This is a genomic window from Rhizobium sp. LEGMi-198b, from assembly GCF_054114205.1.
In genome coordinates this window covers 511922-526971 of the sequence record NZ_JBSYVH010000002.1, presented here as the reverse complement: position 1 = coordinate 526971, position 15050 = coordinate 511922, and the positions used below count along the sequence as shown (strand labels likewise).

Genomic DNA, 15050 nt, shown 5'->3' with positions numbered 1-15050 from the left:
CACGTCATCAACCGATGGAGATGACGATGACTGAGCAGATGAACAATGGAAAGACCGCTCTGATATTGGGTGCCACCGGCGGCATTGGCGGCGCCGTCGCTCGCGGCCTTGCCGCCCGCGGCTGGCGCATCCGGGCGCTGAACCGCGACGCAGCCGCGGCTGCACGCCGGGAGCCCGGCTTCGATTGGGTGCAAGGCGATGCGATGCAGGCGAGCGATGTGTTGAAGGCGGCGACGGGTGTCGAGCTGATCGTGCATGCCGTCAACCCGCCCGGCTATCGCAATTGGGGGCAACTGGTCCTGCCGATGCTCGATGGCACGATCGCAGCGGCGAAGGCAGTCGGCGCGCGGATCGTCCTGCCGGGCACGGTCTACAATTTTGGGCCGGATGTCCTTCCCGATGTGACCGAGGACAGCCCGCAGCATCCGCAGACACGCAAGGGTGCGATCCGCGTCGAAATGGAGCGGCGGCTGAAGGTCGCGGCGGAGGCCGGCACGCCGGTCATCATTCTCCGCGCCGGGGATTTCTTCGGTGGGCATGGCACCAATAGCTGGTTCTCGCAGGGCATTGTCAAACCCGGCAAACCAGTGACATCGGTGACCAACCCGGGAAGGGCGGGCATCGGCCATCAATGGGCCTATCTGCCCGATGTCGCGGAAACGATGATCCGCCTGATCGAGAGAGGCGATGCGCTTCCGGCCTTCGCTGTCTATCACATGCGCGGCCATTGGGATGGTGACGGCCGGCAGATGATCGGCTCGGTCGAGCGGGCAGTCGGACATAAAGTGAAAGCGAAATCCTTTCCTTGGTGGATACTGCCGCTTGCCGCTCCTTTCGTGCCGCTGATGAAGGAGTTGCGTGAAATGCGCTATCTCTGGAAAGTGCCGCTGCAGATGAGGAATGACAGGCTGCTGGCTGTGCTCGGCGAGGAGCCGCATACTCCGATCGACGAGGCGGTGAAGACGAGCCTCATGGCACTCGGCTGTCTGCCGGCACGATGAGAAACGTTGTCAGGTCCGGAGTTCGGCCAACGCTATCCTGGCGACGATAAAATCCGACTCGGCATTCCTGCTATCGCCGTCGCTGAGGAACCAGGCGGCGGAGAGGCCGGCATAGGCGACGATCCATTGCAGCATCCGCTTCGGTTCCAGTCTTGCTTCGGTGCAGACGATCGGCAATTGCCGCTGCAGGCGACCGGGAGCGGTGACGATGGGGAGTTCCGGATTGCAGAAGGTATTGGCGAAATCGTAACCGCGTTCGCCATGAACACGCTTCGGGTCGATGGCGAGCCAGCCGCGAGGACCGAAATCCATGATATTCTCGTGGTGGATGTCGCCGTGCAGCACGGTGAGATCGCGTTGATCGGCAAGCAGGTGACGGGCAATCTCGGCGCAGGTGGCAAGAAGACCGCCATGGGCACGGGCCGCCGGCTCCAACTCGCGGAACCAGAGATCCAGCGGGACAAGATCCGGCAACGGTGTCGCGCGCGGTGCGTGAAGCTTTGCGGCCGTGCGGCAGATGATCCGGCTTGCTTCGTCATCACCGCCTTCCATTGCCATCGTCAGCAGCGAGCCCGGTCCGGTCGACCGTTCCAAAAGCGCAGCGTCGCTGTCGTGTTCATAGACATGCGCGGCGCCGTCGCCGTCCCACCAGCGCAGGACCTGGCTGCCGGGCTTCTCGTCAATATCGAGGGCGACCTTCAGCATGGCGGGCAGGCCGCGCCAGAGGACCGGCAGGAGATGGCTGGAACGGGTGATGATCGCGTCGCCATCCGGCGTGAGCGACCAACGGTTGAGATAGGGATCAAACATACGGGTACTCTAACGGCTGTCGCCAAAAAGAAAATCCCGCCTCGCAGCGGGATTTTCCGTCATGATCGGAGCGGCGGAAGTTAAGCCACTTCGTCCAGTGTCGGGTAGTCGGCGTAGCCGTTTGCGCCGCCGCCATAGAGCGTTGCCTGGTTCAGCGCGGTGAGGGGGGCGTTTTCCTTCAGCCGGCGAACGAGGTCCGGGTTGGAGATGAACGGCTTGCCGAAGGCAACGACGTCGGCCTTGCCGCTTTCGATGGCTTCGATCGCCATGTCGCGATTGTAGCCGTTGTTGAGCATCCAGGCAGACTTGCCGCCTGCAGCCTTATAGGCAGCGTGCAGCGCCTCATAGTCGAAGGGCAGGAAGTCACGCGCGCCGCCGGTCTGGCCTTCGACGACGTGGATATAGGCGAGATCATACTTCGCCAGGCCTTCGATGACGTAGGTAAAGAGCGCCTGCGGGTGGGGATCGCTGGCATCGCCCGACGGCGTTACCGGCGAGACGCGGATCGCAGTGCGTCCGGCGCCGACTTCCTTGGTCACGGCATCCACGACTTCGAAGAGGAAACGGGCGCGGTTTTCGATCGAGCCGCCATACTGGTCGGTACGATCGTTCACATCGGCACGCAGGAACTGGTCGATGAGATAGCCGTTGGCGCCGTGGATTTCAACACCGTCAAAACCGGCTTCGATCGCGGCGCGGGCGGCCTTGCGATAATCCTCGATGATTCCCGGAATTTCCGAGGCCTCAAGGGCGCGGGGTTCGGAGACATCGGTAAATCCGCCGCTGCCGTCGCTGTTGACCAGATAGGTCTTGGCATTGTTGGCGCGCTTGGAGGTGGAGGAGACGGGCTTGCCGCCGTTCGGCTGCAGCGTGGTATGGGAGATACGGCCGACGTGCCACATCTGCACGACGATCTTGCCGCCGTTTGCATGCACGGCGTCGGTCACTTTCTTCCAGCCGTCGAGGGCTTCCCGGGTGTAGAGACCGGGCACGTCGGCATAACCCTGGCCCTGATGGGTGATGGCGGTCGCTTCGGTGATGATGAGGCCGGCTGTGGCGCGCTGGGCGTAGTATTTGACGTTCAAATCGTTCGGCACCGCATTCGGAGAACGATTGCGCGTTAGCGGCGCCATGACGATGCGGTTGGCGAGGGAGATATCGCCAAGCTTAGTCGGTTCAAAGAGTTTGGCCATGGGAGGTCCTTTCTTGTTGTCCGGGGTGAAGTGTTGAAAGAAAAGCTTAGGAGGAGGCGGGTGCGGCGCTCTTCGCTCTGACCGTCGCGAAGATCAACGCCACGGTGGCAAGGCCGAGGAGAGCCATCGCGGCACCGGCCAGCGGCACATGCGACAGCGAGAAGCCGGTATCGATGACGACGCCACCGACCCAAGCCCCGAGTGCATTGCCGGTATTGAAGGCGCCGATATTGATGGTCGACACCAGGTTCGGCGCATCCTTGCCGAAACCGACGACGTTGATCTGCAGCGCCGGCACTGCGGCGAAGTTTGCCGCAGCCCAGAGGAAGAGGGTGATCTCGGCTGGGACGAAGGAATGGCTGGTGATGCTGAATATGGCCGAGGTCAGCGCGATTGCCGCGAAGGTGCCGGCAAGCGTGGTGCCCAGACGCCAGTCCGCGAGCTTGCCGCCGATGAGATTGCCGATGGTCAGGCCGATGCCCATCCATAGCAGCGTCAAAGATACCCATCGCGGCGAAACGCCGGTGATTTGGCGCAGCAGCGGCGCAATATACGTGAACAGGGTGAACATGGCTGCGGCGAAAAACACCGTTGTCAGCAGCGACAGCCATAGGCCGAGACCGCGTAGCGCCAAGAGTTCGCGGGCAAGACTGTCCTGGCGGACTTCTTCTCCTTTTGGCAGGACAAGCACCAGGCCGATAAGCGAGGCGACGCCCAGCAGGGTGATTATCCAGAAGGGCGCATGCCAGCCGAGAGCGTGGCCTAACGCGGTACCGAGCGGCACACCGAGCACATTGGCAAGCGTCAGACCGGTGAACATCAATGCGAGGGCGCGAGCCTTGCGGTCCTCGGTGACGAGGCTTGCGGCAACAACCGAACCGATGCCGAAGAAGGCACCATGGCAAAGCGCGGTAACGATGCGGGCGATCATCAGGACCCAATAGCCGGGTGCGATGGCACAGAGCAGGTTGCCGAGGATGAAGAAGCCCATCAACATGATCAACGTTGAGCGGCGGCGCAGATGCGCCGTGGCGATGGCCATGATCGGCGCACCGATCGCCACCGCCAGCGCATAGCCGGTCACCAGCCAGCCGGCTTGCGGGATGCTGATGGACAGATCAGTGGCAACTTCGGGCAGCAGGCCCATGATGACGAATTCAGTCGTTCCGATGGCAAAGGAGCTCAACGCCAGGACAAGGAGGGCGAGCGGCATCTCAAAGTTCCTTCTGCAGAGTGGCAAGGAATTCGGCGATGGTTTCTTCGTTGCGCTTATAAAAAATCCACTGGCCGAGGCGCTTGGTGGTCACCAAGCCAGCGCGATGCAATGTGCCGAGATGGGCGGAAACGGTGGATTGCGATAGGCCACAGCGCTCGAACTGGCTGGCGCAGACACCCAGCTCCAGCGGATGTTCCTGGGTCGGAAAATGGGCGTGCGGATCTTTGAGCTGATTGAGGATTTCGAGCCTGGCGGGATGGGCCAAGGCCTTTAGTATCTCAGTTCTATCCATGACGTCACCGGCTTAATATCGAAAATTAACGATTCATGTATCGTCGATTTTCGATATATCAAGATGCGGCGCAGCAAATTATTTTATGCAATGCGCTTCGTGGGCATGCTTAGAATTTGGGCAAAAAAAGAGGGCCACCGGAATAACCAGGGCCCTATAGGTGTGAAGGTCAAAAACCTCCAGAGGGGAACAGCTGCTGCGGTGGAACTGGGAGGAAAAGCCACCATGTGCATCAGCTATGTGCGGTATGATGCTAATTTGTGCAGTGCGCAATGCTTTTTTGTGCATGGCAGTTATGCGTTTGCGGCCTCTGCTGAAAAAGGGCAAAAAAAAGGGCCACCGGTAACAACCAGGGCCCTATAGGTATGAAGGTTAAAAACCTCCAGAGGGGAACAGCCAATGCGGTGGAACTGGGAGGAAAAGCCACCATATGCATCAGCTATGTGCGATATGGTAGTTAATTGGGCAGGCTTCAACTCTGTTTTGTGCATATCAGCCATGCGTCATACGCGTGACAGATATATTACGGCAAAAAACGCTTGTAACACAGAGTCTTAGCTCAACTAAAAGTTCCAGTTCCGTGCCTTGGCGACGATGAAATCCCGAAAAACCTTGAGCTTGGCGGCGTTTTTCATTTCGTCGGGATAGCAGAAATAGGTGTCGAAGGACGGCACGTCGGCATTGATCGCAAGCTGAATAAGGCCCGGATCGCGGCCGACGATGTAGTCCGGCAGTACGGCGATGCCGATACCGAGCAGGCAGGCGCGCTTGATCGACGTCTGGCTGTTGATCTGCAGATGTGGAACGCGCTTGTTGTCCGACGAGCGGCCGGCAATCTCCAGCCAATTGACGTCGAGCAAATAGTTCGGCGCCGGTTCGCCGAAACTGATGATGCGATGCTCGTCCAGAGCCTCCACCGACTGCGGTTCGCCATAGCGGTTGATGTAGGAGGGGGCGGCGTAGACATGCATATGGACGGTGAAGAGCTTGCGCTGGATCAAGTCCGATTGCTGCGGCTGGCGCAGTCGGATGGCGCAGTCCGCATGGCGCATGTTCACGTCCAGCTCCTCATTGTCGAGGATGAGCTGGATCGACATGTCGGGATAAAGCTGCAGGAATTCCTGGATCTTGTCGGTCAGCCAGCCCTGGCCGAGGCCGACGGTCGTCGTCACGCGCAGCTTGCCGCTCGGCTTGTCGGTCGTCTCGGTCAATTGCATCTTGACCGTTTCGAGCTTCAAGAGAACGTCATGCGCGGTGCGATACAGCAATTCGCCCTGTTCGGTCAGGATCAGGCCGCGGGCGTGGCGGTGGAACAGCTTGATGCCGACGTCCTGCTCGAGCGCGCTGACCTGGCGGCTGATGGCGGATTGGGACAGATGCAATTTATCCGCCGCGTGCGTGAACGAGCCCGCTTCGGCAGCCGCGTGAAAGATACGCAGCTTGTCCCAATCCAATGGCATGCCGTTTCCCCTCATCGGCTGCATCACTCCGCAGCTACGGCGACGGGCATATGCCCGGTCAAGTAGCGTTCCGCCTCAAGCGCCGCCATGCAGCCCATCCCTGCTGCCGTGATCGCCTGTCGGAACGTATCGTCGGTCACATCACCGGCGGCATAGATGCCTTCGACGTTGGTCGCAGTCGAATCGGGTGCAGTCCAGAGATAGCCATTGTCCTTGAGCTTCAATTTGCCCTTGAAGAGTTCCGTTGCCGGTGCGTGGCCGATGGCGACAAACACGCCGTCGATCGTCACGTCGGTGACGACGCCCGTGCGGGTGTCGCGCAGGCGCGCGCCGGAAACCGACGGCGGCATCGGCGGCTTGGCCGGCGTGCCGGTGATTTCGGCAACCTCGGTATTCCAGAGGACCTTGACGTTCTCCTTGGCGAACAGGCGCTCCTGCAGGATCTTTTCGGCGCGGAACGAATCGCGGCGATGCACGACGGTGACCGACTTGGCGATATTGGAGAGATAGAGCGCTTCCTCGACGGCGCTGTTGCCGCCGCCGACCACGATCACATCCTTATTACGATAGAAGAAGCCGTCGCAGGTGGCGCAGGCGGAAACGCCAAAGCCCTGGAAATGCTGTTCGCTCTCGATGCCCAGCCATTTGGCCTTGGCGCCGGTCGCGATGATCAGTGTGTCGGCGGTCCAGACCTGACCGCTGTCGGTGCGCGCCACGAAGGGGCGCTTGGTGGTATCGACTTCGGTAACGAGATCGTTGACGATTTCCGCGCCAACATGCTGGGCCTGCAGCAGCATCTGCTCCATCAGCCACGGGCCTTGAATCGGATCGGCGAAGCCCGGATAGTTTTCGACATCCGTGGTGATCATAAGCTGGCCGCCCTGTTCGAGGCCGGCGATCAGAACCGGCTTCAGCATGGCGCGCGCGGCATAGACGGCGGCCGTATAGCCGGCAGGGCCGGAACCGATGATGAGCACCTTGGTGTGGCGGGCAGGCATATGTAGTCCTTTCAATCTAAGCGCTTCGGGAAGCCGCGGCTTCAAACGGGCAAAAGCAGGCGATTTCACGATCCGCCGCCTCATTTATGATTGTCGCATGCATTTATTCAAGGGCAGCCTTGCATTACTAACAGAGCAAATCTGCTTTGTGTAAGATTCGGTCACGCGCGGGAAACTTTCTTGCGTATTTTCGCGCTTTATATAGAAGCTGCCGGTTGGGAATTAAAGAAAGGCAAGAAAAGTGCTGCGGGCTGAACTCGACGCCATCGATATCAAGATCTTGCGGGAACTCCAGCGCGACGGGCGCATGACCAATGTCGAACTCGCCGATCGCGTCGGCATCTCCGCGCCGCCCTGTCTGCGCCGGGTGCGCAAGCTGGAGGAGGCCGGCGTCATCGAGGGCTACCATGCGATGCTGAACAGCCCAAAGCTCGGCTTCGATCTCGTTGCCTTCTGCATGGTTGGTCTCAAGCATCAGTCGGAGGCCAATCTCAAAGCCTTCGCCGCTGTGACAGCCGAGTGGCCGCTCGTGCGGCAGGCATGGATGGTTTCCGGCGACAGCGATTTCCTGCTGCATTGCGTCGCCGAAAACCTCACCCGGTTCCAGGATTTCGTCATCGAGGTGCTGACGGCGAACGAGCATGTCGATACGGTGCGCACCATGCTGACCATCCGGCAGGTGAAGAAACTCGGGCTGGTGGAGCTCTAGGATATGGCGGACCGCCCCTGGCACCGATCGTTGATCAAGACGGGTGCGCGCTTGCTGCTCGGCGGTTCGCGCGCCCATGCGCAGGACTGGTTTCCAGGGCTCAACATAGTGCGGGCAAACGGGGTAGGCGAGGTCTATTACCGACGTGCCAAGGTCGCGGCCCTTTCTCCCATCGACCGGCTGCGCGAACAGTCCGGTCAAATCATCCATATCGTCGGCTCCGGTCCATCGATCCGCGACTGCGATCTGACCGGGCTTGAGAAGGGCAGCGCGATCCTGCTGAACGGTGCTATCGGGTTGATCGGTGAGCAGATTGCCGCGCCGCTTGCCATCGCCGTTGAGGACGAGCGTTTCGTCTGGCGGCATTCCGAGATGATGCGGCGCAGGATCACGTCCGATACGATTTGCCTGTTTTCGGTCGCGGTGCTGCGGGCGATCTCGGAACTCGACAGCCGTTGGCTGGCGGACAAGACGGTCATCCTCATCGACGATATCCGCAAGCCTTACGGCGTGCGCCGTCGCTCTATCGATGACATCAGAAGGCTCGATTTCGTGCGGCTCAACGCAACGGGCTCCGCCGGATTTTCCTTCGCGCCGGATCGCGGTGTCTTCCAGGGTGGCTCGGTCGCGGTATCGGCGCTGCAGTTCGCGCTTTATTGCTCGCCTCGAACGATCGGCTTCCTCGGTATCGACATTTCCAATGCCGGTGAGCCCCGGTTTTATGAGACCAGCGATGAGACTGCCTTTTCTGGCATCGCCCAGGCCGAAGACCGCATTCTTGAGCATTTTGTTCTGGCAAAGGAAATCGCGTCGGAGCGAGGCGTGACGTTTGTCAATTATTCGCCGGTTTCGGCGCTATTGAAGCATGGATTTGGCTACGATGCGCGGTTTGCCGCGGTATCGACGATCTGAGTTGCGGGGAACGGACGCATGGGTTGGTTGAAGCCCAAGATATCGGATGCGAAGCGGCTTACAATCGATCCGCCGAAGCCGCAGGAGGGCCGGCACGGCATCGCGATTGCAGTTTGCGTCAAGGATGAGGCGCGCTATATCGAGGAATGGATACGCTTCCACCAAGCTGTCGGCATTCGTCACTTCTATATCTATGACAATGGCTCGACGGACGAGACCCTCGCTATTCTACGTGGCCTCCTCGATGCCGACACGCTGACGATCATCCCTTGGATCGGACGTATGACCGATGCAACCACGGGGGCGCCCCTGAACGGTCAGGTCATCGTCTTCGCCCACGCCATCCTCAATTTCGGCGGCGCATATCGCTGGATGGCCTTCATCGATGTCGACGAATTCCTGTTGCCGAAGGAAGGGCGAACGGTCGAGGAGGCGCTAGCGGCAGTCGGCGATTTTCCAAATGTCTCGTTGCCATGGCATATGTTCGCGACGAGCGGTCACGAGAAGCGGCCCGACGGTCCGCTGGCGCTGAACTACACGATGCGCGGTGCCGATCCGATGACGAACAAGGAAAATGTCAGCAATTTCAAATGCATCGTTGATCCCTGCGAGGTGACGGAAGTCACGGTGCATCAGTTTCAGACGCGATCATTCGGCGATCTGACGGCGAACGATGCCGGAAAACGTTTCACGCGCCGCGCACGGAAGTCGCCGGATTTCTATTCGAACCGGTTTCTGCAGCTCAATCACTACTACACCAAATCCCGTGAAGAGCTGATAGCCAAGCTGGCGCGCGGATGGACCTACGATGCCTCGCCGACCAAGTACCGGGACAAGGTCTTGTCGATCGTCAAAAGCATTGAGGAAGATCTGGTCGAGGACCGGGCGATGATCGATTTCGTCGAGCGCAACCGCATCGATCTCGGCCGATAGGCCCTCGTTTCAGCGGGCGCCGCCGAGCAGTTGCCGATAGATGTCGCTGATCGCTGTCGCTTCCTTTTCCAAGGCGAACTCGCTACGTACGTGACGCACTGCGTTTTCACCCTGGCTGAGCGCTTCTTCGGGATTGGCGAGATAGAAGTCGATCGCTTTCGTCAGCGCTTCGCCATCGCCGGCGGGTACGATCGCGCCGGTTTCTCCGGGTACGATCAATTCGGCATAAGCGCCCGCGTCGGAGGCGACGACGGCGGTGCGTGAGGCCATGGCCTCCAGCGGCGTCAGGCCGAAGCCTTCATTGCGGGAAGGGGCGACATACAGCGTCGCGCGTCGATACCAGGGCCTGATATCGTCGACTTCACCGAGAAAGTGGATGCGATCGGTGAGGCCGGCGGCGGCTACCATCTTCACCAATTCGTCGCCGAAGCCGCGATGCTCCGCAGTTACCCGGCCACAGACGACGGCGGTCCAGTCCGGATAGCGCGGCAGAAGCTCGATCATCGCCTTGACGAAGAGATCCGTCCCCTTCTGGTGGCGAACGCGGCCGAAGCAGCCGATCAGATAGGTGCCGGGCAGACCAGTGGAGGCCATGCGATCATGCGGCACTTCCGGCGGATGAAACATCTTCAGGTCGATGCCGTGCTGGATGACCGTGTGCGGCACCTGCAGAAAACTGCCGGAGCGCGCGCTGGTGGCGATCACGGCGTCCATGCGGCGGATTAGCCAGCGCGTGTAGGCAGTGTGGCGGCGTTGAGCTGCCGAGGTGAAGACCAGCTTCAGCGGCATGCGCAGCACGGAGCGCAACAACAGCCCGACCAGCATCTCGTTGTTGCGGCGGGCATGCCAGACGCGAACACGGTGGCGGCGCGGCTTCATCCAGAGGCCGGGTATCCGCGCCCAGCCAAGCTTCGGCAGGTCTTCCGGCAGCCCTGGCCCGAGCGTGGCGATATGGCAGCCGAGTTCGAGCTGTTTCGGGATCAATTGCACGATCGTCGAGGTAACGCCGGAGAGCCGGCGTTTGAAGTTCGTCGCGATGACCTCGATTTCGCTGAGATCGCTTGAATGCGATGCGTCGCGATCGCGCACGGGCGATCAACCCCAGGAGACGGAGAGGATTTCGTAGGCCTTGGCGCCGCCGGGCGCGTTAACCTCGATCGAATCGCCAACCTCCTTACCGATCAGCGCACGGGCGATCGGGGAGGAGATGGAGATGCGGCCGGCCTTCACATCGGCTTCCTGGTCGCCAACGATCTGGTAGATCTTCTCTTCTTCGGTGTCCTCGTCGACGAGCTTCACCTTGGCGCCGAACTTGATCTTCGAACCGGACATCTTGGTGAGGTCGATGACTTCGGCGCGCGCCGTCAGGTCTTCAAGCTCGGTGATGCGGCCCTCGTTGTGGCTTTGGGCCTCCTTGGCGGCATGGTACTCGGCATTTTCGGAGAGGTCGCCATGGGCACGTGCTTCCGAAATTGCCTCGATGATTCGCGGGCGCTCTTCCTGCTGACGCCAGCGCAGTTCTTCCTGCAGCTTGACGAACCCGTTCTGCGTCATCGGTACCTTTTCAACCATTTTTCTTGTCCTTCACTCCCTGCGTTGCTCTGTCGCAGACACAAAAAGAAAACAGGTCCCGAAGCGGTACTTCGGAACCATACAGAGCCATTATTCTGTCATCTATAGCAGATTGCGAAGGCCGATTTCCAGAAAATTCGGTGACTTATGGCAAGGCTGGTCTTGGCCGATACTTGCGGAAGCCTGATTTCAGGCACCCATCGACCGGCAGTTTGGCGGCGACGGACGACGCCAACCGCAGCCGTGGATTTAGGTTGTACCGTTGGAAATAATAGGCGGTTGTCCCAACGCCTGGCTCGGCGCGGCAGTCTTTCTTGAAGCTAAAGCCATAGCGTGCGTCTCCTCACTGACGAGGGGAGCGTGCGTTAAACAAAGATGACGAAGCCGTTATTCTGGCTCCGTCATCCCGAGCAGTTCTCAGAAATAATTCTGCAGAGGCCGGACTTCGAGGTTGCCGGCCTTCAGTGCCTTGATCGCCATGGCGGCGGCTTCCGCACCGGCCATGGTGGTGTAATAGGGCACCTTCTGCATCAGCGTCGCGCGGCGAAGCGACTTCGAGTCCGAGATCGCCTTGTTGCTGTCGGTCGTGTTGATGACGAGCTGGACCTGGCGGTTGCGGATGGCATCCTCGATATGCGGACGGCCTTCCAGAACCTTGTTGATCTTCGTCGCCTCGATGCCGTTTTCGGCCAGGTAACGCTGCGTGCCGCCGGTTGCGAGCACCTTGAAGCCCAGCTCGGTCAACATGCGGATGGCTGGCAGGACACGCGGCTTGTCGTCGTCGCGGACAGAAACGAAGACCGTTCCGTCGCGCGGCAACTCGACACCGGCGCCAAGCTGCGACTTGGCGAAAGCCAGCGCGAAATCCGTATCCAGGCCGATGACTTCGCCGGTCGAGCGCATTTCCGGGCCCAGCAGGGTGTCGACGCCCGGGAAGCGGGCAAAGGGGAAGACGGCTTCCTTGACGGCGATGTGCTTCAGCTTGCGCGGATCGGGCTTTTCGCCATAGGCGGCGAAGGTCGCATCCAGCTTTTCGCCGGCCATGACGCGGGCGGCGATCTTGGCGATCGGCGCGCCGATGGTCTTGGCGACGAAAGGCACGGTGCGCGAAGCGCGCGGGTTGACTTCGAGTACGTAGACGGTGTCGTCCTTGATGGCGAACTGCACGTTCATCAAGCCGCCGACGTTCAGCGCCTTGGCCATGGCCTTCGCCTGGCGCTCCAGCTCATCAATCATGGCAGGTGATAGCGTGCGCGGCGGCAGCGAGCAGGCCGAGTCGCCCGAATGGATGCCGGCCTCTTCGATATGCTCCATGATCCCGGCAATGTAGGCGTCGGTGCCGTCGGACAGGCAGTCGACGTCGACTTCGATGGCGTTGGTGAGATAGCTGTCGAACAGCAGCGGGTTCTTGCCGAGCAGGGTGTTGATCTGGCCGGTCTTGTCGTTCGGATAGCGCGCCTTGATATCTTCCGGCACCAGTTCCGGCACGGTGTCGAGAAGGTAGGTCTGCAGCATGCTTTCGGAATGAATGATCTGCATGGCGCGGCCGCCGAGCACGTAGGATGGACGCACGACAAGCGGGAAGCCGATTTCGCCGGCAACGAGGCGAGCCTGCTCGACGGAGTAGGCGATGCCATTGTTCGGCTGGTTGAGATCGAGCTTCATCAGCAGCTTCTGGAAGCGGTCGCGGTCTTCGGCAAGGTCGATCGCGTCCGGCGCAGTGCCGAGGATCGGGATGCCGTTCTTTTCCAGCGCTTCAGCGAGCTTCAACGGCGTCTGACCACCGAACTGGACGATGACGCCGACCAGCTCGCCATTTTCCTGCTCCGCCTTCAGGATCTCGATCACGTCTTCGGCGGTCAGCGGCTCGAAATAGAGCCGGTCCGACGTATCGTAGTCGGTCGAGACAGTTTCCGGGTTGCAGTTGATCATGATCGCTTCATAGCCGGCATCCTTCAGGGCGAAGGCGGCGTGGCAGCAGCAATAGTCGAATTCGATCCCCTGGCCGATGCGGTTCGGACCGCCGCCGAGGATGACGACCTTCTTGCGATCGGAAACCTGCGCTTCCGTGCGGGCAGCACCGACGAAGGGCGTCTCATAGGTCGAATACATATAAGCGGTCGGCGAGGCGAACTCGGCGGCGCAGGTGTCGATGCGCTTGAAGACCGGACGGACGTTCAAGCCGTTGCGCAGTTCGGCAACTTCCTTCGGGCGTTTGCCTGTCAGCGTCGCGAGGCGCGCGTCCGAGAAGCCCATGGCCTTCAGCATGCGCAGGTTGGCAGCATCTTCCGGCAGGCCATGTTCGCGGATGCGGGCTTCCATGTCGACGATCGCCTTGAATTGGGCGATGAACCACGGGTCGATCTTGCAGCCTTCGTGTACTTCTTCCGGGCTCATGCCGAGGCGCAGTGCCTGGGCGACCATGCGAAGGCGGTCGGGAGTGGGGGTGCCGATGGCGGCGCGAATGGCGTTCTGGCTGCCTTCACCCTCTTCGGTGCCAGGAATTTCGATCTCATCGAGACCGGTGAGGCCTGTTTCCAGGCCGCGAAGCGCCTTTTGCAGCGATTCCGCGAAGGTGCGGCCGATCGCCATGACTTCGCCGACCGATTTCATCGCGGTGGTCAGCACCGGCGAGGCACCCGGGAATTTCTCGAAGGCGAAACGCGGAATTTTCGTGACGACGTAATCGATCGAGGGTTCGAAGGATGCCGGCGTCGCGCCGCCGGTGATGTCGTTTTCAAGTTCGTCCAGCGTATAGCCGATCGCCAGCTTGGCCGCGACCTTGGCGATCGGGAAGCCGGTGGCCTTCGATGCGAGGGCGGAGGAGCGCGACACGCGCGGGTTCATTTCGATGACGACGAGGCGGCCGTCCTTCGGATTGACTGCGAACTGCACGTTCGAGCCGCCGGTCTCGACGCCGATCTCGCGCAGAACCGCGATCGAGGCGTTGCGCATGATCTGGTATTCTTTGTCCGTCAACGTCAGTGCCGGGGCGACGGTGATCGAATCGCCGGTATGGACGCCCATCGGATCGATGTTTTCGATCGAGCAGATAATGATGCAGTTGTCCGCCTTGTCGCGGACCACTTCCATCTCGAATTCTTTCCAGCCGAGCACCGATTCTTCGATCAGCACTTCCGTGGTCGGCGAAGCATCGAGACCACCGCCGACGATCTCGAAGAATTCCGAGCGGTTATAGGCAATGCCGCCGCCGGTGCCGCCGAGGGTGAAGGAAGGGCGGATGATGGCGGGCAGGCCGACATGATCAAGCGCCTGGGCGGCGACCGCCATGGCGTGGTTCATATAGCGCTGCTTGCGGTCGCTTTCGCCGAGGTTCCACTGGTTTTCCAGCTCGTCCAGCGCTTTGTCGAGCTCACCGCCGGAAAGCTGCGCCTTCAGCTTGGTGCGCTCAGCCTCATGCGTCTTGCGGTCAGCATCCTTGATGTCGGTGGCATTCGCCAGCATCGAGCGCGGGGTTTCGAGGCCGATGCGGGCCATGGCTTCGCGGAAGAGGGCGCGGTCTTCGGCCATATCGATGGCGGCGGGCTTGGCGCCGATCATCTCGACATTGTAGCGGTCGAGCACGCCCATGCGCTTCAGCGAAAGCGCCGTATTGAGCGCCGTCTGGCCGCCCATGGTCGGCAGCAGCGCATCCGGGCGCTCCTTGGCGATGATCTTGGCAACCACTTCCGGCGTGATCGGCTCGACATAGGTCGCGTCCGCCAGGCCCGGATCGGTCATGATCGTTGCCGGGTTGGAGTTGACGAGGATGACGCGGTAGCCTTCCTCCCTAAGCGCCTTGCAGGCCTGTGTGCCGGAATAATCGAACTCACAAGCCTGGCCAATGACAATCGGTCCTGCACCGATAATGAGGATCGATTTGATATCTTGGCGCTTCGGCATGGGCTCACATCCGTTTTTTGTTGCGCGAAAAACCGGCCAGGGTGGGAGATC

General features: G+C 60.7%; 13 protein-coding genes. 4 read left to right on the top strand and 9 right to left on the bottom strand.

All coding sequences use genetic code 11. The annotated features are described in order from the left end of the window. Positions 1–26: 26 nt before the first annotated feature. Complete coding sequence (locus ACXHXG_RS09215) at positions 27–1001, top strand: NAD-dependent epimerase/dehydratase family protein (RefSeq protein WP_457899106.1); 975 nt, start codon at positions 27–29, stop codon at positions 999–1001. 9 nt (positions 1002–1010) lie between these two features. Here ACXHXG_RS09215 and ACXHXG_RS09210 read toward each other — a convergent pair whose 3' ends face one another. The 6 genes from ACXHXG_RS09210 to trxB form a co-directional block, all read right to left on the bottom strand. Beyond that, positions 1011–1811, bottom strand: a complete 801-nt coding sequence (locus ACXHXG_RS09210) for an aminoglycoside phosphotransferase family protein (protein WP_457899105.1) — start codon at positions 1809–1811, stop codon at positions 1011–1013. 80 nt (positions 1812–1891) lie between these two features. Beyond that, complete coding sequence (locus tag ACXHXG_RS09205; protein WP_457899104.1) at positions 1892–3004, bottom strand: alkene reductase; 1113 nt, start codon at positions 3002–3004, stop codon at positions 1892–1894. Positions 3005–3050: 46 nt separating this feature from the next. After that, a complete protein-coding gene (locus ACXHXG_RS09200; protein ID WP_457899103.1) occupies positions 3051–4217 on the bottom strand; it encodes an MFS transporter in 1167 nt (388 codons plus the stop codon). A gap of 1 nt (position 4218) precedes the next feature. After that, entirely contained in the window at positions 4219–4512 is a 294-nt protein-coding gene (locus ACXHXG_RS09195) for an ArsR/SmtB family transcription factor (RefSeq protein WP_104823710.1), read from the bottom strand. A gap of 563 nt (positions 4513–5075) precedes the next feature. Then, positions 5076–5972 (bottom strand): LysR family transcriptional regulator VtlR, encoded by an 897-nt coding sequence (locus tag ACXHXG_RS09190; protein WP_104823709.1) that lies wholly within the window; start codon positions 5970–5972, stop codon positions 5076–5078. Positions 5973–5995: 23 nt separating this feature from the next. Next, positions 5996–6970 carry a thioredoxin-disulfide reductase gene (gene trxB, locus ACXHXG_RS09185; RefSeq protein ID WP_283046558.1) on the bottom strand — a complete coding sequence of 325 codons (975 nt, stop codon included), beginning with the start codon at positions 6968–6970 and terminating at the stop codon, positions 5996–5998. Positions 6971–7211: 241 nt separating this feature from the next. Between trxB and ACXHXG_RS09180 the strand changes: the two genes are divergently transcribed. The 3 genes from ACXHXG_RS09180 to ACXHXG_RS09170 are packed head-to-tail and all read left to right on the top strand — an operon-like array spanning position 7212 to position 9524. Next, positions 7212–7679 (top strand): Lrp/AsnC family transcriptional regulator, encoded by a 468-nt coding sequence (locus ACXHXG_RS09180; RefSeq protein ID WP_104823707.1) that lies wholly within the window; start codon positions 7212–7214, stop codon positions 7677–7679. 3 nt (positions 7680–7682) lie between these two features. After that, a complete protein-coding gene (locus tag ACXHXG_RS09175) occupies positions 7683–8591 on the top strand; it encodes a glycosyl transferase (RefSeq protein WP_457899102.1) in 909 nt (302 codons plus the stop codon). A gap of 18 nt (positions 8592–8609) precedes the next feature. After that, positions 8610–9524 carry a glycosyltransferase family 92 protein gene (locus ACXHXG_RS09170; RefSeq protein WP_457899101.1) on the top strand — a complete coding sequence of 305 codons (915 nt, stop codon included), beginning with the start codon at positions 8610–8612 and terminating at the stop codon, positions 9522–9524. A 9-nt stretch (positions 9525–9533) separates the two neighbouring features. Here ACXHXG_RS09170 and ACXHXG_RS09165 read toward each other — a convergent pair whose 3' ends face one another. From ACXHXG_RS09165 to carB, 3 genes are all read right to left on the bottom strand, one after another. Continuing rightward, positions 9534–10613 carry a glycosyltransferase family 4 protein gene (locus ACXHXG_RS09165; protein WP_457899100.1) on the bottom strand — a complete coding sequence of 360 codons (1080 nt, stop codon included), beginning with the start codon at positions 10611–10613 and terminating at the stop codon, positions 9534–9536. 6 nt (positions 10614–10619) lie between these two features. Next, positions 10620–11096: a transcription elongation factor GreA gene (greA, locus tag ACXHXG_RS09160; RefSeq protein ID WP_028751624.1), complete on the bottom strand. Its 477-nt coding sequence runs from the start codon at positions 11094–11096 to the stop codon at positions 10620–10622. A gap of 417 nt (positions 11097–11513) precedes the next feature. Continuing rightward, positions 11514–14999 (bottom strand): carbamoyl-phosphate synthase large subunit, encoded by a 3486-nt coding sequence (gene carB / locus ACXHXG_RS09155; protein ID WP_104823703.1) that lies wholly within the window; start codon positions 14997–14999, stop codon positions 11514–11516. Between the last annotated feature and the right edge of the window lie 51 nt (positions 15000–15050).

Coding starts and splice junctions, on each gene's coding strand:
- ACXHXG_RS09210 (WP_457899105.1), bottom strand. CDS start 1,811: ATGTTTGATCCCTATCTCAACCGTTGGTCGCTCACGCCGGATGGCGAC.
- ACXHXG_RS09195 (WP_104823710.1), bottom strand. CDS start 4,512: ATGGATAGAACTGAGATACTAAAGGCCTTGGCCCATCCCGCCAGGCTC.
- carB (WP_104823703.1), bottom strand. CDS start 14,999: ATGCCGAAGCGCCAAGATATCAAATCGATCCTCATTATCGGTGCAGGA.
- greA (WP_028751624.1), bottom strand. CDS start 11,096: ATGGTTGAAAAGGTACCGATGACGCAGAACGGGTTCGTCAAGCTGCAG.
- ACXHXG_RS09215 (WP_457899106.1), top strand. CDS start 27: ATGACTGAGCAGATGAACAATGGAAAGACCGCTCTGATATTGGGTGCC.
- ACXHXG_RS09170 (WP_457899101.1), top strand. CDS start 8,610: ATGGGTTGGTTGAAGCCCAAGATATCGGATGCGAAGCGGCTTACAATC.
- ACXHXG_RS09190 (WP_104823709.1), bottom strand. CDS start 5,972: ATGCCATTGGATTGGGACAAGCTGCGTATCTTTCACGCGGCTGCCGAA.
- ACXHXG_RS09200 (WP_457899103.1), bottom strand. CDS start 4,217: ATGCCGCTCGCCCTCCTTGTCCTGGCGTTGAGCTCCTTTGCCATCGGA.
- trxB (WP_283046558.1), bottom strand. CDS start 6,970: ATGCCTGCCCGCCACACCAAGGTGCTCATCATCGGTTCCGGCCCTGCC.
- ACXHXG_RS09175 (WP_457899102.1), top strand. CDS start 7,683: ATGGCGGACCGCCCCTGGCACCGATCGTTGATCAAGACGGGTGCGCGC.
- ACXHXG_RS09205 (WP_457899104.1), bottom strand. CDS start 3,004: ATGGCCAAACTCTTTGAACCGACTAAGCTTGGCGATATCTCCCTCGCC.